This window comes from Rhizobium sp. BK251 (assembly GCF_004345245.1).
Taxonomy (GTDB): Bacteria; Pseudomonadota; Alphaproteobacteria; order Rhizobiales; family Rhizobiaceae; genus Rhizobium.
Genome location: NZ_SLUQ01000003.1, coordinates 265,524 through 289,896, shown reverse-complemented (window position 1 = coordinate 289,896; position 24,373 = coordinate 265,524). Strand labels below are relative to the sequence as shown.

At 60.5% G+C, this 24,373-nt stretch carries 20 protein-coding genes, 1 tRNA gene and 2 pseudogenes; 12 read left to right on the top strand and 11 right to left on the bottom strand.

Annotation, left to right across the window (positions count from 1 at the left end):
- Positions 1-116 precede the first annotated feature (116 nt).
- The 9 genes from glmS to pcsA all read right to left on the bottom strand — a co-directional run bounded on the left by glmS (position 117) and on the right by pcsA (position 10,824).
- Positions 117-1,943: a glutamine--fructose-6-phosphate transaminase (isomerizing) gene (gene glmS, locus EV286_RS08465; RefSeq protein WP_132956587.1), complete on the bottom strand. Its 1,827-nt coding sequence runs from the start codon at positions 1,941-1,943 to the stop codon at positions 117-119.
- A 116-nt stretch (positions 1,944-2,059) separates the two neighbouring features.
- Complete coding sequence (gene glmU, locus EV286_RS08460; protein ID WP_132956586.1) at positions 2,060-3,415, bottom strand: bifunctional UDP-N-acetylglucosamine diphosphorylase/glucosamine-1-phosphate N-acetyltransferase GlmU; 1,356 nt, start codon at positions 3,413-3,415, stop codon at positions 2,060-2,062.
- 96 nt (positions 3,416-3,511) lie between these two features.
- Entirely contained in the window at positions 3,512-4,249 is a 738-nt protein-coding gene (locus tag EV286_RS08455; RefSeq protein WP_207909779.1) for a FadR/GntR family transcriptional regulator, read from the bottom strand.
- Positions 4,250-4,359: 110 nt separating this feature from the next.
- Complete coding sequence (locus EV286_RS08450; protein WP_132956584.1) at positions 4,360-5,433, bottom strand: BMP family ABC transporter substrate-binding protein; 1,074 nt, start codon at positions 5,431-5,433, stop codon at positions 4,360-4,362.
- 53 nt (positions 5,434-5,486) lie between these two features.
- Positions 5,487-6,404, bottom strand: coding sequence for an ABC transporter permease (locus EV286_RS08445; RefSeq protein WP_132956583.1), 918 nt, complete (start codon positions 6,402-6,404; stop codon positions 5,487-5,489).
- Positions 6,401-7,498 (bottom strand): ABC transporter permease, encoded by a 1,098-nt coding sequence (locus tag EV286_RS08440; RefSeq protein ID WP_132956582.1) that lies wholly within the window; start codon positions 7,496-7,498, stop codon positions 6,401-6,403. Before EV286_RS08440 ends, EV286_RS08445 begins: the two co-directional genes overlap by 4 nt.
- On the bottom strand, positions 7,488-9,062 hold the full coding sequence (locus tag EV286_RS08435; protein WP_132956581.1) for an ABC transporter ATP-binding protein: 1,575 nt from the start codon (positions 9,060-9,062) through the stop codon (positions 7,488-7,490). The genes EV286_RS08440 and EV286_RS08435 overlap by 11 nt, the downstream gene beginning before the upstream one ends.
- Before the next feature lie 43 nt (positions 9,063-9,105).
- On the bottom strand, positions 9,106-10,086 hold the full coding sequence (locus EV286_RS08430; RefSeq protein ID WP_132956580.1) for a quinone oxidoreductase: 981 nt from the start codon (positions 10,084-10,086) through the stop codon (positions 9,106-9,108).
- A gap of 9 nt (positions 10,087-10,095) precedes the next feature.
- Entirely contained in the window at positions 10,096-10,824 is a 729-nt protein-coding gene (gene pcsA, locus EV286_RS08425; protein WP_132956579.1) for a phosphatidylcholine synthase, read from the bottom strand.
- A gap of 200 nt (positions 10,825-11,024) precedes the next feature.
- Between pcsA and EV286_RS08420 the strand changes: the two genes are divergently transcribed.
- Complete coding sequence (locus EV286_RS08420) at positions 11,025-12,227, top strand: UbiH/UbiF family hydroxylase (RefSeq protein ID WP_132956578.1); 1,203 nt, start codon at positions 11,025-11,027, stop codon at positions 12,225-12,227.
- Here EV286_RS08420 and EV286_RS08415 read toward each other — a convergent pair.
- Both EV286_RS08415 and EV286_RS08410 read right to left on the bottom strand, forming a co-directional pair.
- Positions 12,216-13,167 (bottom strand): annotated as a pseudogene (locus EV286_RS08415) (AEC family transporter). The gene EV286_RS08420 and the pseudogene EV286_RS08415 sit on opposite strands and share 12 nt — an antisense overlap.
- Before the next feature lie 50 nt (positions 13,168-13,217).
- Complete coding sequence (locus EV286_RS08410) at positions 13,218-13,967, bottom strand: cytochrome c biogenesis CcdA family protein (protein ID WP_132956577.1); 750 nt, start codon at positions 13,965-13,967, stop codon at positions 13,218-13,220.
- Between the two features lie 191 nt (positions 13,968-14,158).
- Between EV286_RS08410 and EV286_RS08405 the strand changes: the two genes are divergently transcribed.
- From EV286_RS08405 to EV286_RS08355, 11 genes and pseudogenes are all read left to right on the top strand, one after another.
- A tRNA-Lys gene (locus EV286_RS08405) sits at positions 14,159-14,234 on the top strand.
- Positions 14,235-14,566: 332 nt separating this feature from the next.
- Complete coding sequence (locus EV286_RS08400; protein ID WP_132956576.1) at positions 14,567-15,166, top strand: hypothetical protein; 600 nt, start codon at positions 14,567-14,569, stop codon at positions 15,164-15,166.
- 197 nt (positions 15,167-15,363) lie between these two features.
- Positions 15,364-15,738 (top strand): helix-turn-helix transcriptional regulator, encoded by a 375-nt coding sequence (locus EV286_RS08395; RefSeq protein ID WP_245500648.1) that lies wholly within the window; start codon positions 15,364-15,366, stop codon positions 15,736-15,738.
- Complete coding sequence (locus EV286_RS08390) at positions 15,735-16,007, top strand: hypothetical protein (RefSeq protein ID WP_207909769.1); 273 nt, start codon at positions 15,735-15,737, stop codon at positions 16,005-16,007. Before EV286_RS08395 ends, EV286_RS08390 begins: the two co-directional genes overlap by 4 nt.
- A gap of 671 nt (positions 16,008-16,678) precedes the next feature.
- Positions 16,679-18,628, top strand: coding sequence for a PrkA family serine protein kinase (locus EV286_RS08385; protein WP_132956575.1), 1,950 nt, complete (start codon positions 16,679-16,681; stop codon positions 18,626-18,628).
- A 26-nt stretch (positions 18,629-18,654) separates the two neighbouring features.
- Entirely contained in the window at positions 18,655-19,992 is a 1,338-nt protein-coding gene (locus tag EV286_RS08380; RefSeq protein WP_132956574.1) for a YeaH/YhbH family protein, read from the top strand.
- Position 19,993: 1 nt separating this feature from the next.
- Positions 19,994-21,535: a SpoVR family protein gene (locus EV286_RS08375; protein ID WP_132956573.1), complete on the top strand. Its 1,542-nt coding sequence runs from the start codon at positions 19,994-19,996 to the stop codon at positions 21,533-21,535.
- A 95-nt stretch (positions 21,536-21,630) separates the two neighbouring features.
- Positions 21,631-21,882, top strand: coding sequence for a GlsB/YeaQ/YmgE family stress response membrane protein (locus EV286_RS08370; RefSeq protein WP_132956572.1), 252 nt, complete (start codon positions 21,631-21,633; stop codon positions 21,880-21,882).
- Between the two features lie 322 nt (positions 21,883-22,204).
- Positions 22,205-22,411 (top strand): hypothetical protein, encoded by a 207-nt coding sequence (locus EV286_RS08365; protein WP_132956571.1) that lies wholly within the window; start codon positions 22,205-22,207, stop codon positions 22,409-22,411.
- A 36-nt stretch (positions 22,412-22,447) separates the two neighbouring features.
- A pseudogene (locus tag EV286_RS32435) lies at positions 22,448-22,809 on the top strand (GFA family protein).
- 255 nt (positions 22,810-23,064) lie between these two features.
- Complete coding sequence (locus EV286_RS08355; protein WP_132956570.1) at positions 23,065-24,363, top strand: efflux RND transporter periplasmic adaptor subunit; 1,299 nt, start codon at positions 23,065-23,067, stop codon at positions 24,361-24,363.
- Positions 24,364-24,373: the final 10 nt, after the last annotated feature.

The following is a 24,373-nucleotide window of genomic DNA, read 5'->3' as shown; positions in this document are numbered from 1 at the left end:
CCCCGAGCCAGCAGAGTTGACGTTGCCAGAAAACAAGGGCCCAGACAACCCGGACCTTTCGCAAGGTCAGGCTAGGCCAACGCACTGCCAATCAGGCGGTGGCAAACCAACGACAATCACTCGACCGTTACGGACTTTGCCAGGTTCCGCGGCTGGTCGACGTCGGTGCCCATGAAGACGGCGGTGTGGTAGGCAAGCAGCTGTATCGGCAGCGAGAAAATCATCGGCGCGATGATTTCATCGACATGCGGCAGGGCGATCGTCGCCATCGTCGGCAGCTTCGAGGCCGCGGCTCCCTTCTCGTCGGTGATGAAGATGATGCGACCGCCGCGCGCAGCGACTTCCTGCATGTTCGAGATCGTCTTCTCGAAAAACCGGTCATGCGGCGCGATGACGATGACCGGCATCTCTTCGTCGATCAGCGCGATCGGCCCATGCTTCAATTCTCCGGCCGCATAGCCTTCGGCGTGGATATAGGAAATCTCCTTAAGCTTGAGCGCGCCTTCCATCGCCAGCGGGAAACTCGTACCGCGCCCGAGGTAGAGCACGTCCTTGCACTTGGAGAGCTCGCGGGAAAGACTTTCCATCTGCGGCTGGACCGCGTTCAGTACCTGGCTCATCACCCGCGGCATCTCGGCGAGGTGGCGCACCAGCGCCTTCTCCTCCTCGACGCTCACCATGTCGCGGGCACGCCCTGCCCCGATCGCGAGTGCGGCAAGCACTGCGAGCTGGCAGGTAAAGGCCTTGGTGGATGCGACCCCGATTTCGGGACCGGCCATGATCGGATACACGGCGTCCGACTCGCGGGCTATCGTCGATTCCCTGACATTCACGACGGCGCCAATCTTCAGTCCCTGTTCGCGGCAGTAGCGCAGCGAGGCGAGCGTATCGGCAGTCTCGCCTGACTGCGAGATGAAAAGCGCTGCCTGCGATGGCGAGAGCGGCATTTCGCGGTAGCGGAATTCGGAAGCCACGTCGATCTCGACAGGGAGCCGCGCATAGCGCTCGAACCAGTATTTGCCGATCAGCCCCGCAAGATAGGCGGTGCCGCAGGCGGAGATCGCAAGGCTGGAGACCGATGCGAAGTCGATCTGCGACGCCATGCCGTTGACCCGATCGGTGGCAAAATCGACATACTGGCTAAGCGCGTGGGAGATGACCTCCGGCTGCTCATAGATTTCCTTCTCCATGAAGTGCCTGTGATTGCCCTTGTCGACCATGAAGGCCGTCGCCTGCGAGAGCTGCCGGGGCCGATCCACCCGGTTGCCCGAGAAATCGACGATCGTAGCGCCCTCCCGCGTGATCAGCGCGCAGTCGCCGTCGACGAGGTAGGTGATTTCATTCGTAAACGGCGCCAGCGCGATCGCATCGGAGCCGAGGAAGGTCTCGCCCTTGCCGAACCCGACGGCAAGCGGCGGGCCGGACCGCGCGGCGATGATGGTGCCGGGGTCGTCACGGAACATGACTGCCATCGCATAGGCGCCGGTCACGCGGTTCAGCATCTTGAGCATGGCTTCGGCGGGATCGAGGCCTTCGCGCAGATGGCGCGCCACGAGATGCGCGATGACCTCGGTGTCGGTCTGCGAATTGAAGACCGCGCCGTCGGCAACAAGCTCGTCACGCAACTCGGAGAAGTTTTCAATGATGCCGTTATGGACGACGGCGACGCCATCGACGAAATGCGGATGGGCATTGGCCTCGTTGGGCACGCCATGCGTCGCCCAGCGTGTGTGCGCGATACCGGTCGCTCCGGAAAGAGGCTCGGCGTCGAGCCGCTTCTCGAGGTTGAAGAGCTTCCCCTCGGCACGCCGCCGTTCCAGCCGCCCGTCATAGATCGTCGCTACGCCAGCCGAATCATAGCCGCGATACTCAAGACGCTTGAGCGCGTCGACCAGCCGGCCTGCAACGGGCTTGTTTCCGACAATACCTACGATACCGCACATGAACACCCCTCCGTCGGCCCCGAATTCGGGTCAGTCCTAGAGATTCTATCAGCTTTCGCAATTGCAGCGACGGTCACTTTCGGTTTCCTGCGGTAATGCAACCTCAACCTTTAGGCTTAGGACTTCTTCGCCGCCTTAATCGCAAGGCTACGTTCGCGAATGAGCTTTGCGCGTCCGGGCTTCACCTCCTGGCGCGCGCGGCCGAGAGCCAGCGCATCGTCGGGAACGTCTGATGTGATTACGCTGCCCGACGCGATGAAGGCATCATTTCCGATGCTGACAGGCGCCACGAGCACGGTGTTCGAACCGATGAAGGCCCGCTCGCCAATGTGGGTTTCGTGTTTGTTGACGCCGTCATAGTTGCCGGTGATCGTGCCTGCGCCGATATTGCTGCGCGCGCCGACGAAGGCGTCACCGATATAGGTCAGGTGGTTGACCTTGGCGCCCTCGCCGATCTCCGCCTTCTTGACCTCGCAGAAGTTGCCGACCTTCGACTTCGAACCAAGATTTGCGCCGGGCCGCAGGCGGGCAAACGGCCCGACTTCGGCGTGCGGTCCGATGCGGGCGCCCTCGAAATGCGAGAAGGAGTGGATGGTGGCGCCGCTCTCGATCGTCACACCCGGGCCGATGACGACATTAGGCTCGATCACCACATCCTGATCAATCACGGTATCGTAGGAAAGGAACACTGTCTCGGGCGCGATCATCGTGACGCCGGAGAGCATCAGTTCGTTGCGCCGCCGCTCCTGCCACATGCGTTCGATGACGGCGAGTTCTGCGCGGTTGTTGCAGCCGGTCAGTTCCGCCTCCGGCGCGTCGACCGCCGTGACCCTGCCGCCAAGCGACCGGGCGATCTCGACGACATCGGTCAGATAATACTCACCCTTGGCATTGCCATTCCCGATCCGCCGAAGGAAATCCAACGCCTTGCGGCCGTTGATTGCCATGAGCCCGCTGTTGCACCAGGTGACGGCCTTCTCTGCGTCGGAGGCATCCTTCTCCTCGCGGATCGCGACAAGCTCGCCGTTCTTGACGAGGAGGCGGCCATAGCCGGTCGGCCGGTCGGTATGGAAGCCGATGACCACGACGTCGCTGCCCTCGGCCAGTCCCTGCCGCGCTGCCCGCAAAGGCGCCTCGGTGATGAGGGGTACGTCGCCATAGGCCACAAGGACGTCGTCATAACCGCGCGCTATCGCCTCCTGCGCGGCAAGCACCGCGTGGCCGGTGCCGAGGCGCTCCTTCTGGATGAAGGCTTCGACCTCGATGCCGGGGACGCGCGCGGCTGCAGCAACCTCTTCCGCGTCCCGGCCGACGACCAGCGCTGCAGCAGAAACGCCGGCGCTTGCGACGGCCTGCATTACATGCGCGATCATGGGACGGTTTGCAACGCGATGAAGCACCTTCGAGACGTTGGACTTCATGCGGGTGCTGTCACCAGCCGCGAGAACGACAGCAAGGCAGGTGCGTTCCATTGTGTGCTCCGAGATAAGAATTGTTGCGTGGCCCTAGCCGCTTGCAGCCTCAATAACAGCAAGACGATATCGGAACCAAGTCCAAAATAAGGTGAGCTATCCGGCGTCGGCCATCGCCAAAAAGGCCCGGTGGACATGCCTGCGGCCATCCAGGATCACGAATTCCATCGCCCGGCGGGCGGCATCGGCATCACCGGCGCCCATCGCGTCGACGATACGCATATGGGTCTCGGAAATATCCCCGAACTCGCTTTTGGCTGTCGGCGTGCTCATCCGGAACATGCCGACAAGGGCAGCCTCTATCAAGCTGCTTAGCGTGCGCATGAAGGGATTGTGCGACACCTCTGCCACTGCAAGGTGGAAACGCAGATCGGCGCGGGCGAGACTTTCGACGCTGTGGTCCGGATCGCCCATCTCGCTGGCGAGCCGCCGCAGCAGCTCGATGTCGCGTGATGCGGCGCGCTCTGCGACAAGCGCAGCTGCGAAGGGCTCGAACGCCAGGCGGATGTCGTAGAGATGAAGGAGAAACTCTTCAGTAGGCCCGCATTCGAAATGCCACGTGATGATCTCCCGGTCGAACATGTTCCAGAGATCCTTGTCGGTCACCCGGGTGCCCACACGCGCCCTCGGGACGATCAGCCCCTTGGCGGCGAGCGTCTTCATCGCCTCGCGCAGGACTGTCCGCGAAACCTTGAAGCGCTGCGCGAGTTCGGCATCTCCCGGAAGGATGCTGCCGACCGGAAAAGCGCCCGCGACAATGGCCTTGCCGAGTTCGTGCACGACCTGGGCATGGCTCGTCCGCAGTTTTCCGGCGCCCACGGGCGCGTCCAGCATTCCACTAGGCAATCCGAATCTCCTCCTTGCCTGGATCGCAGGCGGCATCTTCCGATGCAGCAAGAAGGGCGCCGCAGGGGGCGCCCTCCCATATTCTAATACGGTTCAGCTCACTTCGGCAGCGTGTCGTCAACGCCTTCGATGTAGAAGTTCATGCCGAGAAGCGTCGCGTCGTCAGCCTTTTCGCCGGCCTTGAGCCAGGGCGTGCCGTCCTGCTTGTTGATCGGACCGGTGAACGGGTGCACCTCACCCGACTTGATCTTGGCCTCGGTGTCTTCGGCCATCTTCTTCACGTCGTCTGGCATGTTCGTATAGGGCGCCATGGTCAGGATACCATCCTTCAGGCCATCCCAGCTCTGCTCCGACTTCCAGGTACCGTCAAGCAAAGCCTTGACGCGCTTGACGTAGTAGTTGCCCCAGGTGTCGACGATCGCCGTCAGCTGCGTGTTCGGGCCGGCCTTGATCATGTCCGATGCCTGGCCGAAAGCCTTGATTCCGCGTTCTGCCGCAACCTGCATCGGCGCCGTCGTGTCGGTGTGCTGCGTCAGAATGTCGACGCCCTGGTCGATCATCGCCTTGGCGGCATCAGCTTCCTTGCCTGGGTCGAACCAGGTGTTGACCCAGATGACCTTGAGCTTGAAGTCAGGGTTGACCGAGCGCGCGCCCTGTTCGAAGGCGTTGATGCCCATGACCACTTCCGGGATCGGGAAGGAGGCGAGATAGCCTGCCGTACCCGTCTTCGACATCTTCGCCGCGATCTGGCCGGAGATATAGCGACCTTCATAGAAGCGCGAATTGTAGGTCGCGACGTTCGGGGCGGCCTTGAAACCGGTCGCATGCTCGAACTTCACGTTCGGGAACTTCTGCGCGACCTTCATCGTGGCATCCATGAAACCGAATGACGTCGTGAAGATCAGCGAGCAGCCCGAACGAGCCATGCGCTCGATCGCGCGCTCCGCATCAGGGCCTTCCGGAACGTTTTCGAGGAACGGCGCCTCGATCTTGTCGCCGAATTCCTTTTCGATTTGCTGGCGTCCGTTTTCGTGAGCCTGGGTCCAGCCGCCGTCCGTGCGCGATCCGACGTAGATGAAGCAGACCTTTGTCTTGTCCTGAGCCTCAGCTGCCGAACCGACGCTCAGGATCATGGCGGCGGTGGCGGCAAGTGCGAGTGCAAGTTTTTTCATTTTAGCCCCTGTTGGTTGGAAAGTCTTCGTGAACCCGTCGTTTTGTTATTGTGTCACCGGTCCGGCACGAAAGCCTTGCCGAGCGACGCCGGCGTATTGATCAACGTCGTGCGCCGATTATGAGAAATGATGATGAGAACGACAATAGTCGCCGCATAGGGAAGCATCGAGAGGAACTGCGAGGGAATGCCGATGCCAAAGGCCTGGGCGTGCAACTGCCCGATGGTGACCGCTCCGAAAAGATAGCCGCCGGCGAGCACCCGCCATGGCCGCCATGAAGCAAAGACGACGAGCGCAAGCGCAATCCAGCCGCGGCCCGCCGACATGTTCTCCACCCATTGCGGCGTGTAGACGAGCGACAGCTGCGCTCCCGCAAGACCGGCGCAGGCACCACCGAACATGACGGCGAGATAGCGCGTGCGAATAACCTCGACGCCGAGCGCGTGCGCGGAATCATGGCTGTCGCCGATCGCGCGTAACTTCAGGCCGGAGCGGCTGCGGAAAAGAAACCAGTTCACGCCAACGATGAGCGCGATCGACAGGTAGAAGACGAGGTCCTGGCGGAAAAGAACCGGTCCCAGGAAAGGAATCTCCGAGAGAAACGGAAAGACGATCGCCGGAAGCTTGATGCCCGGCGCGCCGACATGGCTCTCGCCCAGCATCCCCGATGCGCCGAGACCGAGAATGGTGAGCGCAAGACCGGTGGCCACCTGGTTGGCGACGAGCGTCAACGTCAGGAAGCCGAACAGAAGCGAGAACAGCGCGCCGACGAAGATTCCGGCAAGCAGCCCGATATAAGGAGATCCTGTCGCCTGTGCGGCGGCGAAGGCCCCCACGGCGCCCATGATCATCATACCCTCGACGCCAAGGTTCAGGACGCCCGAGCGCTCCGTCACCAGCTCGCCGACCGCGGCTATGACGAGTGGCGTCGCAGCAGTAATGATCGTCAGCAGAATGGCCTCGAAGATCATTGCGCCGCCCTTTCCACCAGATGCTTGGCGCGCGTCCAAACCACGCGGATGCGGTAGTAGATCAGCGTATCGCAGGAAAGCACGAAGAACAGCAGCAGCCCCTGGAAGACCCTTGTCACCTTGTCGGAAACGCCGATCGAAAGCTGCGCCGCCTCGCCTCCGAGATAGGTGAGTGCCAGCACGAAACCCGAGGCGATGATGCCGAGCGGATTGAGCCGTCCGAGGAATGCGACGATGATGGCCGTGAACCCGTAACCGGGAGAAATGGCCGGCTGCAGGTGTCCGATCGAGCCCGACACTTCGGAAATACCGGCAAGCCCGGCAAGGGCGCCGGAGAAGAGGAACGCAAACCACACCATCTTGCGCGACGAGAAGCCGCCGAAGCGCCCTGCCCGCTCAGACTGGCCGAGAACGACGATCTCGAACCCCCGCAGCGTGTAGCGCATCATGAACCAGACCAGGACTGCAGCAACGATGGCGAAGATGATGGCCCAGTGCGCCCGACCGGAGGCCTCCGCGATGGCCGGCAGCACCGCCTCAGGCGCGAAACTGCGGGTCTCCGGAAAATTGAAACCCTCTGGGTTGCGCCACGAGCCGCGCACCAGCCAGTCGAGGAAGAGCTGTGCGATGTAGACGAGCATCAGGCTGGTCAGGATCTCGTTGGTGTTGAAATGGGCCTTGAGCAGCGCCGGTATGGCAGCAAACAGAGCACCGCCGATTGCTCCCATGATCAGCATCAGCGGCAATACGAGCGGCGAATGCCATTCGTAGAACACGACCGGCAGGATCGAACCGGCGATCGCTCCCATGGTGAACTGGCCCTCGGCGCCGATATTCCAGTTGTTGGAGCGATAGCAGACGGAAAGTCCGACGGCGATGAGGATGAGCGGTGCGGCCTTGATCGCCAGCTCGTGCAGCGACCAGACCTCCAGGAGCGGCTCGATGAAGAAGCTGTAGAGTGCCGACGACGGGTCCTTGCCCAGAAGCGTAAACATCACGCCGCCAAGAACAAGGGTGAGCACCAGGGCGAGAAGCGGTGACACGAAGGCGAAGAGCCGAGAGACCTGCGGCCGCCTTTCGAGTTCAATGCGCATAAGCTGCTCCTGCCTGGGCCTTCGTCTCGTGCAGACCGCCCATCAGCAGACCGATCTTCTCGCGTGTCAGCTCGCCAGCCGGAAATGCGGAAGACAGGCGTCCCTCGGAGATCACTGCTATGTCGGTTGCGACTTCAAAGATCTCGTCGAGATCCTGGCTGATGACGAGAACTGCCGAACCGCTTCGTGCAAGATCGACAAGCGCCTGGCGGATGCGGCTTGCGGCCCCTGCATCGACGCCCCAGGTCGGCTGGTTGACGACGAGAATCTCCGGCTGGCGATCGAGCTCGCGCCCGACGATGAACTTCTGGAGGTTACCGCCCGAGAGCGATCCAGCCGCAGGATCGTCTCCGCTCTTGCGCACGTCCATTGCCTCGCAGATGCGCCTCGCAGCCTGCATCACCGCGCCCTTGCGGATGACATTGAAGAAACCGCCGCCGAGAAACGCCTTCCGGTCCGATTGGCTGCGCGCCAGAACGAGGTTGTCGGAGAGCTTCATCGCGCTCACGGCCGCATGGCCATGGCGTTCTTCCGGGACGAACCCGGCGCCCAGCAGCCGGCGCGCGGAGATGCCCTTGCGCCCCACGGAACGCCCGCGGATCTTGATCGTTTCATCGGCCGCGACCGGATATTCGCCCGACACCGCATCGAAGAGTTCGCTCTGGCCGTTGCCGGCGACACCAGCGATCGCCAGCACCTGTCCGGCACGGACCGTCAGCGAAACATTCTTGAGCGACATGGCAAAGGGCGTGCGCGGCGGGACCGACAGATCCGACACCTCGAATTGTACGCCTCCCGGCTCGCCGCGACCGATATGCGTGACGGTCGCTACGTCGCTTCCGACCATCATGCGCGCCAGCGAGGCGGCCGTCTCGCGGCGCGGATCGCACGAACCCGTCACCTTGCCGTGGCGCAGCACCGTCGCACGCTGACAGATGCGCTGCACCTCTTCGAGGCGGTGGCTGATATAGAGGACAGATCGCCCCTCGCTGCGGAGCTTGAACAGCGTCTCGAACAGGCGGTCGGCTTCCTGCGGCGTCAGGACGGAAGTCGGCTCGTCGAGGATGATGAGCTTCGGATTCTGGAGGAGTGCGCGCACGATCTCGATGCGCTGGCGCTCGCCGACGGAAAGGTCGGCCACGTGCGCGTTCGGATCAAGCGGCAGGCCATAGGCACGCGACAGGGACGCTGCCTCCTCCGCAATCCTGCCGATTGGAATGCTGTCGTCGAGGGAAAGCGCGATGTTTTCGGCGACCGTCAATGCCTCGAACAGCGAAAAATGCTGGAAGACCATGCCGATGCCGAGCTTGCGGGCCTCTCCCGGCGAGCCGATCGAGACCGGATTGCCCTGCCATAGGATATCGCCGTCGGAAGGTTCGAGGACGCCGAACAGCATTTTGACCAGAGTGGATTTTCCGGCGCCGTTTTCGCCCAGCAGGGCGTGTATCTCTCCCGGCTTCACGTCGAGATCGATGTCCCGGCAAGCAGCAAAGCTGCCGAAGAGCTTCGTCAGCTTTCGGACCGACAATAACGCGCCGGTTTCCGGCACATCCGATGACGACACGTTCCCCTCGTTTCTGCCCGCCGTCCTGTCCGTTCCGGATCTGTTACGGGATCAGCAGTGTAGTTCCTGTTGTTTTTCTTGTCTCCAGATCCGTGTGCGCGCGGCCTGCCTCACGCAACGGATAGGTCTGGTTGATATTGATACGCACTTTGTTGCTTCGTACAACATCAAATAGCGCATTTGCACAAGCGCGCAGTTCCGGCGGCGTGGCGATATAGGTGAAAAGCGACGGTCTCGTTGCGAAGAGTGAACCGCGCTGGGCAAGCATTCCCAGGCTGAAATTCTCGATTGCCCCGGACGATTGTCCAAATGCAACGAACATGCCGCGCGGCTTCAGACAGTCGAGCGACTGCGGAAAGGTGTCGCGCCCGATGGAGTCATAGACGACGTCGACACCGCGCCCGCCAGTGATCTCGCGCACACCCTCCAGGAAATTCTCGGTGCTGTAGTTGATAACGTGGTCGTAGCCGTGCTGCAGGGCGAGCCTAACCTTCTCGTCGGACCCGGCGGTCCCGATCACGGTTGCGCCCAGCGCCTTGGCCCATTGCCCCGCGATCAGCCCGACGCCACCTGCCGCCGCATGAAATAACAGAACGGTTTGCGGCCCGACCTTGAAAGTCTGGTTGAGGAGATATTGCGCAGTCATTCCCTTCAGCATCATGGCAGCGGCCGTCTCGAGCGATATCTCGTCAGGAACCTTTACCAGCACGCTCGGATCGATGTTCCGCTCGGCGCTGTAAGCGCCATCCGAGTTCGCATAGGCCACTCGGTCGCCGATCGCAAAATCCGTCACGGCCGAACCGACCGCAGTCACCGTTCCTGCTGCCTCCCTGCCGGTAATGAAGGGCAGATGCGGTGCCTTGTAGGCACCTGTGCGATAGTAGACGTCGAGAAAATTGAGGCCGACGGCGGCATGCCGGATCTGGACTTCGCCAGGGCCAGGCGGCGCAAGTTCCACGTCTTCGAACTTCAAGACCTCCGGTCCACCGATTTCGTGAAAGACCATCGCCTTTGTCGTCGTCATGATCGTCTCCTATTCCTTCCGTCCGAGCGCCGGGAAAAGCTGAAGCACGGCGCCGATGCAATATAGATAGAGACCGCAGACCGCGAAGACGATCTGTGCCCAGTGCGGCGTGCTGAAATGCATCAGAAGTGCGTACATTCCGAGTGCCGACCAAGCCAGGAACACGAGAAGATTGAGGCTTCTCAATCGCTTGACACGCACCGGATGGAGGAAGTTGATCGGCAGGAAGGTCAACACGACTGAGACGCCCACCACGATCATGGCGGTGGTCGCGCTCGCATCGATCACGAAGAGCGTGAAGACAATCATGTTCCAGACGACCGGGAATCCGGAGAAGAAATATTCCTCCGTCTTCATGCCCATGTCTGCGTAGTAGATGGCGCTCGACACGACGATCATGCCGGCCGCGGCGAAGGACCAGGGCTCGCCGATCATCCCGCTTTGATAAAGCGCAAAGGCAGGCAGCAGGACGTATGTTACGTAGTCGATGATATTGTCCAAGGTGTCGCCGGACCAGTTCGGCAGCACTTCCTTGACCTGCACCTGGCGGGCGATAGGCCCGTCTATGCCATCGACGAGGAGTGCCAGCCCCAGCCACCAGAACATATCGACAAAGCGATGCTCGGCGGCGGCGACGACACCGAGGAAGGCGAGGAAGGATCCGGATGCGGTCAGTATATGCACCGAGAACGCGCGCATTTCCGCGTACGGAACCCGTTTGTAATTGAAGATCTTCATGCTCCCCGCACCCGTGCTCGGACTGGTCCCGATGACGCCAATATGCATCCTTTGCAAGCGGTTGCCAGCATGAATGCACCCCGTGAACCCGGCAGACTAGCCATGGTCATTGTCATTTTCATCCTAGAGAGTGATTGATGCCATGGATTTCAACAGGCGAAGTGGCTAGATTCGACAAATCGAATAGCGAGACAGCAGAAATGAAGAAGTTCGACGTCGCAGTTGTGGGTGGAGGCCTTGCGGGCATGGTGGCGGCACTGGCGCTGGCGCGCGGTGGTCGGTCCGTAGCGCTTGTTTCTCCCGCCGCGGCGAATGCGGACAACAGGACGACCGCATTGATGGACCAGTCGATTCGTTTCCTGGAGCGCCTCGCGCTTTGGGAAAAGATCGCCCCGTCCGCAGCGCCCCTCGCCGTCATGCAGATCATCGACGGGACTAACCGGTTGCTCAGGGCCCCGCCCGTCACCTTCCGCTCTGCCGATGTCGGCCTGGATGCGTTCGGTTACAACATTCCAAATGCGGAACTCATCCGCGTCCTTCTCGCCGCAGTAGAGGCCGAAGGTAACATCACGGTCCTTGCCGCCGCCGCCAACAACATCGAAACCGACACGGACGGCGCAACGGTGTCGTTAGGCGATGGCAACGACGTCACTGCCTCCTTCGTGGTGGGTGCTGACGGCCGCAAATCCCGGATACGCGAAAGCGCCGGCATAGGCGCCAAGACCTGGTCCTACCCGCAGTCGGCCATGGTCCTGAACTTTACCCATTCCCTGCCTCATCGCGGCACGTCGACGGAATTCCACACCGGGAGTGGCCCTTTCACGCAGGTTCCCCTGCCCGGCAATCGCTCCAGCCTCGTCTGGGTGCAGAAGCCGACGGAAGCAGCCGCGAATGCCGAAAGGTCGCTTGCCGATCTCAGCCGCCTCGTAGAGGAACGCATGCAGTCGATGCTCGGCAAGGTCGCCGTCGAGGAGGGCGTGCAGGTCTGGCCACTGTCCGGCATGATGGCACACCGCTTCGGCAAGGGGCGTCTCGCTCTCATCGGCGAGGCAGCGCACGTCTTTCCGCCCATCGGCGCGCAAGGCCTGAACCTCGGTCTTCGCGACATCATGGCCCTCACGGATGTCCTCTGCGCGCGTCCTGATAGTCCGATCGGCGCCGATGCCGGCGATGCATACGACCGCAAGCGCCGTGCCGACATCTATACCCGCACGGCGAGCGTCGACCTGCTCAACCGCTCGCTGCTTTCCGATTTCCTGCCCGTCCAGATGCTGCGAGCCGTCGGCCTGCACCTGCTTTCCGCCATTCCGCCGCTGCGGAACGTCGCGATGCGCGAGGGCATAGAGCCCGGTCGCGGCTTCCGGGCGATGCCGTCCGTCCTCAAGGAAGCGCTACGACGCTAGATAGCCGGCGCGGATCAGCACGAGAACGACTGAAACGCTGAGAATAGAGAAAAGCGTCGTGATCAGGATAGTGGCCGAAGCCCGCTCCTGCCACACGTGATATTGCTGCGCGATGACGAAGACGTTCGTCGCCGTCGGCAGCGCCGCAAGCAGGACTGCGGCCTCGATCCAGATCGGATCGAAGCTCCCAAAGGTCGTCAGCGCGACAAAGACGACGAGTGGGTGCAGGATCAATTTTACGGGCACGATGTAGCCGATCTCGGCCGGAATGCGCTTGAGCGGCCTGAGCGCCAGGGTCACGCCCATGGCAAATAGCGCGCAGGGTGCCGCGGCCTGCGCCAGATAATCGATGAAGCGCTGGAACGCAACCGGCTGGTCGATCTGCATCGCCGCCACGGCAAACCCAAGCGCCGTCGATATGATGAAGGGATGGAACACCACCCTCCGGATGATGTCACCCGCGAGACGGCCGACACTACGCTTTTCATCGCCGGCGACCGCCATCAATGCTGGCGCCACGATGAAATGCAGCGCGTTCTCGAAGCAGACGATCAACGCAACCGGAGCAGCAGCCCTCTCCCCGAGCGCAAGCAGCGCAAGGCCGGGACCCATGTAGCCGATATTGCCATAGGCGCCTGCGAAGGACTGAATGGTGCAGTCGGCAAGCGAATTGCGGCGCAACAGCCAGCCGACGGCGAAAAGCAGGATAAAGATCGAATAGGTCGCGGCGACATCGATTGCGATGAAGTCGATCCGCGTCAGCTGCTCGATTGGCGTCTGCGAGACCAGCTTGAAGAAGAGAGCCGGAAGCGCCGCATAGATGATGAAGATGTTGAGCCAGCCGAGCGCCCCGACCGGCTGCCTGCCTTACCCGGCCCGCCGTATCGCCGATGAGGATGAGGCCGAAGAACGGCAGCAGCAGACCAATGATGTCGGACATGGCGCTTGTCCAGTTGGGCGGAGACGGCGGATCGGGCGAGACGTTCCGCCTTAGCCGATTTGCATCAGGATTGGAAAGGTCTGCTGGAACCAGATCGCCGTGTCGCTGATGAAGCCCATCATGAAAGCAAGACCTGTCAGGACAAGCAGCGCGCCCATCACCTTCTCGACCAGGCCGAGATGCCGACGGAAGCGCGCGACGAAATTCATGAATGCGCCGGAAAATCCGGCTGCGATCCAGAAGGGCACGGCAAGCCCGAGCGAATAGACCGCAAGCAGACCTGCCCCAGAGCCCACGGTCTCCCTCGAGGCAGCGACGCCGAGGATGGCGCCGAGCACGGGCCCGATGCAGGGTGTCCAGCCGAAAGCGAAGGCAAGGCCCATGATATACGCGCCGGTCACGGTGGCGGGCCTGCCGCCGCCCTGGAAGCGCGCCTCGCGGAACAGCAGGCCAAAGCGCAGGATCCCGAGAAAATTCAGGCCCATGACGATGATGATGAGGCCGCCGACCTTGGCAAGGACATCAAGATGCTGGCGCAGAAGCATGCCGACGCTCGAGGCGCCCGCACCAAGCGCAACGAAGATCGTCGCGAAACCGAGGGTGAAGAAGAGCGCCGAAAGCAGCACGCCCTTGCGGACGTCGGGTGCGACCGCAACCGCGGTCTCCCCACGAAACTGCTCGACGGAAATTCCGGCCATGTAACAGAGATAGGGAGGCACGAGCGGCAGTACGCAGGGCGACAGGAACGACAACGCCCCCGCGAGCAACGCGCTCCACAGCGAGATATCGGCAATCGACACAAGGCTCTCCGGTTATATGTTCTCGAAGCCGTCCTACTGGCATCAAGGTCTCCATGCCAATCACCTTTTCGCGTCCGATCAAGAAAAGTTGTAAGTGAATGGAATTCGGTTATTTTGTGGGTTGACCGCCCCGGGTCGCCTGCATATGTTCCGCGCACTTCCAGCCGGGGTGCGCATCACCCGCGGACGGGGAGAGCGTAGCTCAGCCGGTAGAGCAACTGACTTTTAATCAGTAGGTCTCGGGTTCGAACCCCGACGCTCTCACCATAAAATCGATTATTCGCGATAAACCCGGCCGCAACGTCTTGTCTTGGCATGGCTAGCGATGGATACCACTTACGTCAGGCGCATATAGTTGGCCCATGCCGCACAGTTGCCATAGCTGAAGCCGCTGACCAGCGGGCAGTAATACGAAAGCGACAGGGAGCGGCAATGCCGCTCTAAGCGTCGGTAGGATTATCTGTCGCCAGTAGTCGAAACGCCATGTGCGGCGTGCAACGCGCAGCTTGTCGATCACGATATAGAGACTCTGAATTCTGAGCAATATTCATCGTTGCAAAGAACTGCACGACTGCCACCTTTGATGGCGGCAACAGTCTGTGGAATATCAGGGTAATGCGACTTCGGGATCGCGGACACTGCCCACGGCTGCGGGGCCTCGAAAGCTGCCGCTCAACCCGAAGGGAGCGACCGCCGATCGCCCGATGCGGCGGCGGAGACGCGCAAAGGGCAATTTGAAATGGTTGAACACATCAATCGCACAGGTTGCATTTTATAAAGCTGCTTTACACTTGCTTATCGGCGATCGTTTATTTTGCGATCGCGTCGGCAGGAGCGAGGGTAAAGTGGCGAGACTTGCATTCATTTCTTTTCTGGTCGCCTATCTCGCGGATATTGCGATGAATGTCGTGCTGGCGGCGAACAACCTGCCCACAGTCATGACCGCTGCGAACGGATCGCTTATAGCTTTACTCGCCTGTTCTCTCGGGGAGGCGTTCATTCTTTGGGTTCATGGATTCATCGTTGGGGTCATATTTTTCTGGTTACGACGAAAATCAAAGAGCCAGTTCAGGGGTCTTGTCGCGTCGACGGTCTCGATTGCTCTTGTCGCGGCCGCTGCTACGGGTGGAGCCTTCCTTCAATCCGATCACAAATCTAACCCGCCGCCAGCACCCGTTCTCCGCAGTTCAATAGGTTGAAGCGCCCTTACTGCCAGGCAATGCAGTGGCGTGAGCGGCACGCCTTTCGATACGCCATGCGTTGATCCTTCAGGCGCCGCCGAGGCCACGATATGTGGTGCTGGCTGCAATGAAGGAAACCGCCCCAAAGCTTTGCAACTGGATCCTGGCCTTGTAGCTTCGAAGGTATCGATGTGATACGAATGGATCACATGCGTATGGGCGAATCTGTTGAGATCAGGAATATGCCTTCAGATCAATCCGTTACCGGACATCAGATCGCTGCGGCTCGCGCGCTGGCAGATCTCACTCAAAGGGACCTGGCGGAGAGGGCGAATATCTCGGTTCCCACAGTCAAGCGCATGGAAGGAACAAAAACAGCGGCAGCCGGTTCGACGAACAACGTGCGGGCCGTAGTTGCGGCCCTTGAATCTGCCGGGATTATTTTCCTGGACGGTGACTATTCCGGATCAGGCGGTCCTGGCGTTCGATTGACACGTCCTTCCGGATCGTCGATCGACGTCAACGAAGATGAGGTTATCCAGTACAAGGACGTCTACGAAAATGACGCGCCTGGGGGAGCGGGTGGATGATGGTCAAGAGCACAAAGAAGCCAAAGCTTGAGCACTCGGAATTTTCGGGCGAATTCGAGAACGACGGCGTGACGGTTCTCGTCGATATTTTCAGACCTGCGGGCAGCCAGGACGACTGGCAGATGGAGGTCATCAGCCAGGCCGAGATTGTGACATCCTGGGAAGAGCCTTTCGCCACGGACAAGGACGCTTGGGAAGAATTTTTGGCAACCATCGAACGCGACGGCATTCATTCCTTCCTCGACGACGAAAAGCCGGCAGTACATTGACCGAGGTCTCCGTGACGCTGTGCCGCGGCATGGCAGGGCTATGGCCACTTTTCGAGATTGACTAGCGCCGCCGGCATTTGGCCGCGCTGACCCGGCTCTGCCCGCCCTTCAACTCGCGTTCCCTCGGAAACTATTCTCGATCTTCCAGGTTCGGCGCCCTCGCCCGCCGCTTTCGTTCCCGCAGCCGATTAGCCGGTCGGCGATCCCGCTATCCGGCTAAGGCATTGCCCAACTTCCCCGTTCGGCAACCGACGTCCACCAAAAGGCGCAGAGCCCGGCGAAGCTCCACCAATCCGCGCATGAATTAGCTGGGACAAAATCAATCTATTGACATTACGTAACGTGACTTCTGCCGTAGTTTTGGCAGAATAGGCTGTTGGTGTCGAAATCGATCACAAAGATAGGAGCGAGGATTTACTCTTCATCGAAACCCATACCCAATGCGGCGTTAGTACCTATATTATAAAGAGAAGGGAAGTCGGCAATGATAAGGTGTGCTACGATGAGTCCAGCGACGCTTGAGGGCCTTGATTCGCCAGAAAGCGCTTCCGTCCCGGCAGTCAGGTCCGGAAGTGTCGACACGATCAGGCTCCGATCGTTTCGCGTACGGTTGCCGGTGAGCGTGCCAGAGAGCCGGTATCCGTCCGAATATCGCACCACGGGAGAACGCTATGCAGCCGCGTGAGTCCGACGTATTCAATCTGTTCGCAGAAATCTATACGAACGAAAAGCAGGAGGAGATGAGCCTCCAGCAATACCTGTTAGCATGCAGAGATAACCGTTTCATGTACGCCACGGCGGCCGAGCGCATGATGGATGCCATCGGCGAGCCGACACTGATCGATACCAGCAAGGACGAGCGGCTCGGCCGGATCTTTGCGAACAGGACCGTGAAGATCTATCCCGCTTTTGCCGATTTCTACGGGATGGAAGACACGATCGAACGGATCGTCAGCTATTTCCGCCACGCCGCGCAGGGGCTCGAGGAGCGCAAGCAGATCCTCTACCTTCTAGGCCCGGTCGGTGGCGGTAAGTCGTCGCTTGCCGAGCGGCTGAAGAAGCTGATGGAGCAGCGACCTATCTACACGCTGAAGGTCGGCGGCCAGGTCAGCCCCATATTCGAATCCCCTCTCGGTCTCTTCCATCCGGAGCGAATGGCCAATCTCCTCGAAGAGAAATACGGCATCGCACGCCGGCGGCTGACCGGCCTCATCTCACCGTGGGCGGCCAAGCGGCTCGACGAGTTGGGCGGCGACATCTCCAAGTTCAGCGTTGTCAAGCTGATGCCGTCGCGGTTGCGCCAGATCGGCATCGCCAAGACTGAGCCGGGCGACGAAAACAATCAGGACGTCTCGTCGCTGGTCGGCAAGGTGGATATCCGCCAGCTGGAGAATTTCAACCAGGCCGATCCTGACGCCTACTCCTACAGCGGCGGCCTGAACCGCACGACCCAGGGCCTTCTCGAATTCGTCGAGATGTTCAAGGCGCCGATCAAGGTGCTGCATCCGTTGCTGACGGCAACGCAGGAAGGCAACTACAACGGTACCGAGAACTTCGGCGCTTTCCCCTATCAGGGCATCGTGCTTGCGCACTCCAATGAGTCCGAGTGGCTGCAGTTCAAGAACAACCGCAACAATGAGGCCTTCCTCGACCGCATGCTGGTCGTGAAAGTTCCCTACTGCGTGCGCGTGACCGAGGAAAAGCGGATCTACGACAAGCTCCTGCGCGAAAGCGAGCTTTCGGAGAACCCATGCGCGCCGGAAGTGCTCGAGATCCTCAGCCGCTTTACGGTTTCCACGCGACTTGCCGAGCATGAGAACTCGCCTCTCTATACGAAGATGCGCGTCTATGACGGCGAGAACCTGAAGGACGTGGATCCCAAGGCCAAGTCCGTGCAGGAATATCGCGATGCGGCCGGCGTCGATGAAGGCATGAACGGGGTCAGCACGCGTTTCGCCTTCAAAGTGCTCTCGGAGACCTTCAACTACGATACCAACGAGATCGCCGCCGATCCCGTGCATCTCATGTATATCCTCGAGCAGGCGATCCGCCGCCAGCAGTTCCTGCCGGAGCTCGAAGCCAGCTATCTCGATTTCATCAAGTCCGAGCTTGCCCCGCGCTATGCGGAGTTCATCGGCCATGAAATCCAGAAGGCCTATCTCGAATCCTATAGCGAGTACGGCCAGAACCTCTTCGATCGCTACATCGCCTATGCCGATGCCTGGATCGAGGACCAGGACTACAAGGATCCGGATACCGGGCAGATCTTCAACCGCAGCATCCTCGATGCGGAACTCTCGCAGGTCGAAAAGCCCGCCGGTATCGCCAACCCGAAGGACTTTCGCAACGAAGTCGTCAAGTTTACGCTTCGGGCAAGGGCGAAGAACGACGGGCGCAATCCGTCGTGGACGAGCTATGAAAAACTGCGTAGGGTTATCGAAAAGCGCATGTTTGGCCAGGTGGAAGACCTCCTGCCGGTGATCAGCTTCGGATCAAAGAAGGACAGCGCGACGGAAAAGCAGCACAGCGAGTTTGTCCAGCGGATGGTCGAACGTGGCTATACCGAACGGCAGGTGCGCCGGCTTGTAGACTGGTACATGCGTGTCAACAAGGCTGGATAAAAAGCCTTGCTAGGAGAGGAAGCCGCATGCCGAACTTCATCGATCGGCGTCTCAATCCCAAGGACAAGAGCCTCGGGAATCGTCAGCGATTTCTAAAAAGAGTACGAGAAGAGCTTAAGCGCACCATCAATGAACAGATAATGAGCGGCAAGATCAGCGATGCTGATGGTGATCGGGCCGTTCCCATCCCCGCAAAGGGTACCAGCGAACCCAGTTTCCGGCACGCGCACGCAAGCGGTCGCCGGGAACAGGTTCTGCCTGGCAATAAGGAGTTCCGGTCGGGAGACAGGATCGCCAAGCCCCCGAGCGGTGGTGAGGGATCCGGCAAAGGCGCCTCAACGGGCGGCGGCGACGATTCCCAGGACGATTTCCGTTTCGTGCTCACGCGTGAAGAGGTTCTCGATCTCTTCTTCGAGGATCTCCAGCTGCCGGATCTGGTGAAACTCAATCTCAAGGAAGTGATTTCGTTCAAGTCCCGCAGGGCCGGCTACGCAATCACCGGCTCGCCGACAAATATCAATGTCGGGCAGACGATGCGCAACAGTTTCGGTCGCCGCATTGCGCTGCGTCGACCAAAACAGGGGCAGATCGATGCGATCCAGGAGGAGATATCCGCGCTGGAAGGAGCCGCGGAAATGACTGCCGCGAAACGCCGGCACCTGGAGGATCTGCGCGCGCAGCTCGATCTTCTGGAGCGGCGGCGCAAGCGCGTGCCCTATGTCGATCCCGTCGATATCCGCTTCAACCGGTTCGAGCCGCAGCCGCTGCCAAGCACCAACGCCGTGATGTTCTGCCTGATGGACGTCTCCGGCTCCATGGGCGAACGGGAAAAGGATCTCGCCAAGCGCTTTTTCGTGCTTCTCCACCTCTTCCTGAAGCGGCGCTACGAGCGGACCGAGATCGTCTTCATCCGTCACACGCACGAGGCACAGGAGGTCGACGAGGAGACCTTCTTCTATAGCACGCAGAGCGGCGGGACCGTCGTCTCCACCGCGCTCGAGGAAATGCGCCGCGTCATTCAGGAACGCTACCCGAGCCACGAGTGGAACATCTATGCGGCCCAGGCCTCCGACGGTGACAACGGTGCGGACGATTCGCAGAACTGCGTCCACTTGCTCGACAGGGAGGTAATGAAGCTCTGCCAGTACTATGCCTACGTCGAGATCATCGACGAGCGCGAGCGCGACATCTTCCGCACGACGGACAATGGAACGTCGCTGTGGAAGGCCTATCGCGAGGTCAGTGACAGATGGGCGAACTTCCAGATGACCCGCATTGCGCGCCCGGCCGACATCTATCCAGTGTTCCACAAGCTCTTCGCAAAGCAGCCGGAATTGGCGAAGAACAGCTCAGCAGCAGGCTAAGATGGATAATCGCACCGTTACTTCGGGCCTCCTGTTCGAGAGCTCCGACTGGAACTTCGACACCCTGTCGCGCACCTACGATGCGATCGAAGAGGTTGCGCTCAACGATCTCGGTCTCGACGTCTATCCGAACCAGATGGAGATAATCTCGTCCGAGCAGATGCTGGATGCCTATTCGTCGATCGGCATGCCGCTGATGTATCGCCACTGGTCCTTCGGCAAGCACTTCGTCCATGAGGAACAAGCCTACCGTACGGGCCGCCGCGGTCTCGCCTATGAGTTGGTCATCAACTCCAATCCCTGCATCAGCTATCTGATGGAAGAGAACACCATGGCGATGCAGGCCTTGGTGACTGCCCATGCCGCCTTTGGCCACAACCACTTCTTCAAGAACAATTACCTCTTCCAGCAATGGACGGATGCCGCCGCGATCCTGAACTACATGGAATTCGCCAAGGGCTACATCACCCGCTGCGAGGAGATGCATGGCTTGACCGCGGTAGAGGCCATTCTCGATTCCGCCCATGCGATCATGGACCAGAGCGTTTTCCGCTACAGGCGCCCTCCCCGCCTTTCGCTTGCCCGGGAGCGCGAACGCATCCGCGAGCGGCTCGAATATGAAGAGCGCACCTTCAATGACCTGTGGCGTACGCTTCCGCAGCGCAACGAGGCGAATTCCAGCGAGGTCGACCGCGAGCTTCTGGAGCGCAAGAAATCGCTTAATCTGCCCGAAGAGAACCTGCTCTACTTCCTCGAGAAGAACAGCCTGATCCTCGAACCATGGCAACGGGAGATCCTGCGCATCGTGCGCATCGTAGCTCAGTATTTCTACCCGCAGCGCCAGACGAAGGTGATGAACGAGGGATGCGCGACCTTCGTCCACTACACGATCATGAACACGCTCTTCGATCGCGGCCAGCTCAGTGAAGGCGCCATGCTGGAGATGCTGGCGAGCCATTCGAACGTCGTCTTCCAGCCGTCCTTCGACGATCCGCGTTTCTCGTCGATCAATCCTTATGCGCTCGGCTTTGCGATGATGCAGGATATCCAGCGCATCTGCACAGAGCCAACGTCCGAAGATCGCGACTGGTTTCCTGATATGGCGGGTAACGGCGATTGGCGCGGCACGCTGAAGGAAGCCTGGGCCAACCACCGCGACGAATCCTTTATCCTGCAGTATCTAAGCCCCGCTCTGATGCGCAAGATGCGCATGTTCGTGCTAGACGACGAGTCGAGCTCGAAGCACTATCAAGTCTCGGCGATCCACGATGAACGCGGTTATGAGAATGTTCGCGCCGTGCTTGCGGCAAACCTGGATGTCGGCGCCAACCAGCCGGACATTCAGGTCGCAGACGTCGACCTGCTCGGCGACCGGCATCTGCGGCTGCAGCACACCATTCACGATGGCGTCGTTCTATCCGAGGGCAGCCGCGATGCGACCATGCGCCATATCCGCCGGCTCTGGGGCTACGACGTCAGTCTCGCCGGCGTCGACGGCAGAAGCGGCCGGGTCGTCTACGAAGCGTCTATAGGTGAGCTGTAGGGTTGCGGGAACTCCTGCAGGTCGCCGTCTAACGCCGAACAGCCGGCCCTATCCGCCGTTTGTTCTCATGCATTCTGTGGGGTGGAGGGTTAATCATGGAAAATGGGGAAGTTGGCTGGATTGCCGCGATCATTATCGGCGGTCTGGCGGGATGGCTCGCTGAAAAGTTCATGAACAGCAATATGGGCGTGCTCATGAACATCCTTCTCGGGATCGTCGGGGCGGTTGTTGCGAACGCCATATTGTCGGTGTTGGGAGTGGCACTTGGCGGATGGCTTGGCTACCTGATTGCCGGTTTCGTGGGCGCCTGCCTTCTTATTGCGGTAGGCCGGGTGATACGGCGGTAGCTCCGGTTACTCCGGTCAAAAAGAGCAAGCGCCGCATGGGCGCTTGGTAAGTACGGGGGATGAGGAAGCGAGCCGGACGGGTCGAAAGCTCGGCTGCCATTTCGTTGCCCACCGGAAAGAAACGGCAAAATTCCCGCGTCCTTCCTTCCGCCGCGTCGGCTTTCCACGGCGCGCAACCGCGTTGCGCGAACGCGCCTTCGGCCCATTAGTTCCAATGATTTTTCGTGTTTTTTTCTCGCCTGTGGATTGGCGCGCCCGGACACGGGCCCTTCCCAAATGCCTGGTCCGCCCTAGCTTCCTGATCAGAAGCAGGAGGATAAAAATGACTGAGATCTCAACTCGGGGCCCCGCTCGGAAAATCATTCGCGGCCGGCCGTACAGCATTGCCGAATTTGCGCGAAAGTACCGTCTTGACGACCAGGAGGCCAAGCGCCTCTTTGAGAAATTCGGTCCCTCGGCCACAGAACTCGACCTGCTCATGGCGGCCAAGCGCCGGCCACCCACCATGCCGACAGGCATCGGCTATTGAGACGCCGGTGGGGTAGCCCCGACGAATGTTGAGGCTATCCGCGCGGGCGGTTGTCTCTGCGGGACGGTCGGATACGCAGTAGCGGGTAAGCCTCTTCGTGTCGGTCTCTGCCATTGTGCGGACGGCCGCAAGTCCAGCGGCTCCGCAGTTGTCTAGTTTGTGACCTGGTCGCGTGACACCTTCTCATCGGACGGCCAGACCGCGAATTTCGCGGGCAGTGGCTTCTGCCCCACTGCGGCTCGCAGCCTTTCTGCCTTCGGGAGAGTGAGGCCGAGGTCAGGCTCGGTACTGATGAGCCAGCAGGACTTGGCCCCAACCATGAAATATGGGTAAAGCGACGCGCGTATTGTCTCGCTCCACTTCTCGAAATCCCGCAGTTTCCGGAGGACGACTTCTGAAGGCGCAGGCAGGTGCGCGCGGAAGTCTTTTTGAGCGCGGCCGGGGTATCTGCGGCGATTGGCGCCCGCAATTGTAACAAAGATTTGCATTACCAATCTTTCATTACACAGGACGGCGCAAATCTGTCACCTCATGCTGACGGTCATCGCTGGTTCAGCTTCCGCGTGATTTTCTGAGCGGAGATTTCGCATCGCCTCCGCCGCGAATGGGACGGGCTGGCGGCGGCGCTACGCAAGGGAATACCGAGGAGATCGATGAACATTCTGAGTGATCCGCGCAAGACAGCACCGGCGACGGACGAATCCGCACAACTCGCTTCCATCCTGGCTGCCGCCGGGGTGCAGAAGAAGAGCCGCCATCGACGCAGCTGGGCGGTTGCCACTCTTGTCATCCTCGCCGTCGCCGGCGCGGGATCGTACTACTATCTTGGCAGAAGCGGAGCGGGATACGACTACACGACCCAGACCATCAAGCATGGCGACCTCACGGTGCTCGTGACAGCCACCGGCACGGTGCAGCCGACGGAACAGGTCGATATTTCGAGCGAGCTTTCCGGCACTGTGCGCGACGTCAACGTCGACTACAACAGCATCGTCAAGACGGGTGACGTCCTCGCAGTTCTCGATACCGACAAGCTGGAAGCCGACGTGAAGAGTTCGCGGGCAAAGGTGAATTCCGCGAAGGCAAATGTTGCAAAGGCAACGGCCGAGCTCGCTTCAGCCGAATCCTCGCTGACGCGACTGCGCAGCCTGGTCAAGAGCAACGTCTCCACGCTGCAGAGCCTGGAGGATTCGCAATACAAGTATGACTCCGCTCTTGCAGCCAAGGAGATAAACGAGGCGGAGGTGCTCGCCGCCGAAGCTGATCAGCGCCTTGCGGAAGTCAATCTCGACAAGGCTCGGATTATCTCCCCGATCGAAGGCGTCATCCTAACGCGCGCGGTCAATCCCGGCGCGACAGTCGCCGCTTCGCTTTCGGCTCCTGTTCTCTTTACCATCGCCGGCGATCTGAAGAAGATGGAGCTTCAGGTCGATGTCGACGAGGCTGACGTCGGCGGGATCGCCGTAGGGCAGAAGGCGACCTTCACCGTCGACGCCTATCCGGAGCGGACATTCCCGGCCGAGATCGAGCAGATCCGCTTCGCCCCGGAGACGACGAACAACGTCGTCACATACAAGGCCGTGCTTTCCGTCGACAACGCCGATCTTCTGCTGCGCCCCGGCATGACCGCGACTTCGGACATCGTCGTCAAGTCGATTGCTGATACGATCCTCGTTCCGAACGCAGCCTTGCGCTATACGCCGCAGGCGGCCGAGTCGCGTGGCAGCCGCAACATCTTCAGCCTCTTCCGCCCGCCGCGCATGGGCCCGCGCAATACGACCGCCCCGGCGCCGACTGGCCCGAACCGGACCATCTGGATTCTGAAGAGCGGCACCCCCTCCCCGGTTAACGTCCAGATCGGCTCGTCGGACGGACGTTTCACGCAGGTCCTCTCCGGTGAGTTAGAGGGCGGCGACGAAGTGATTACGGATGCGACGGCACGGGCACGCTAGCGATGGCCGA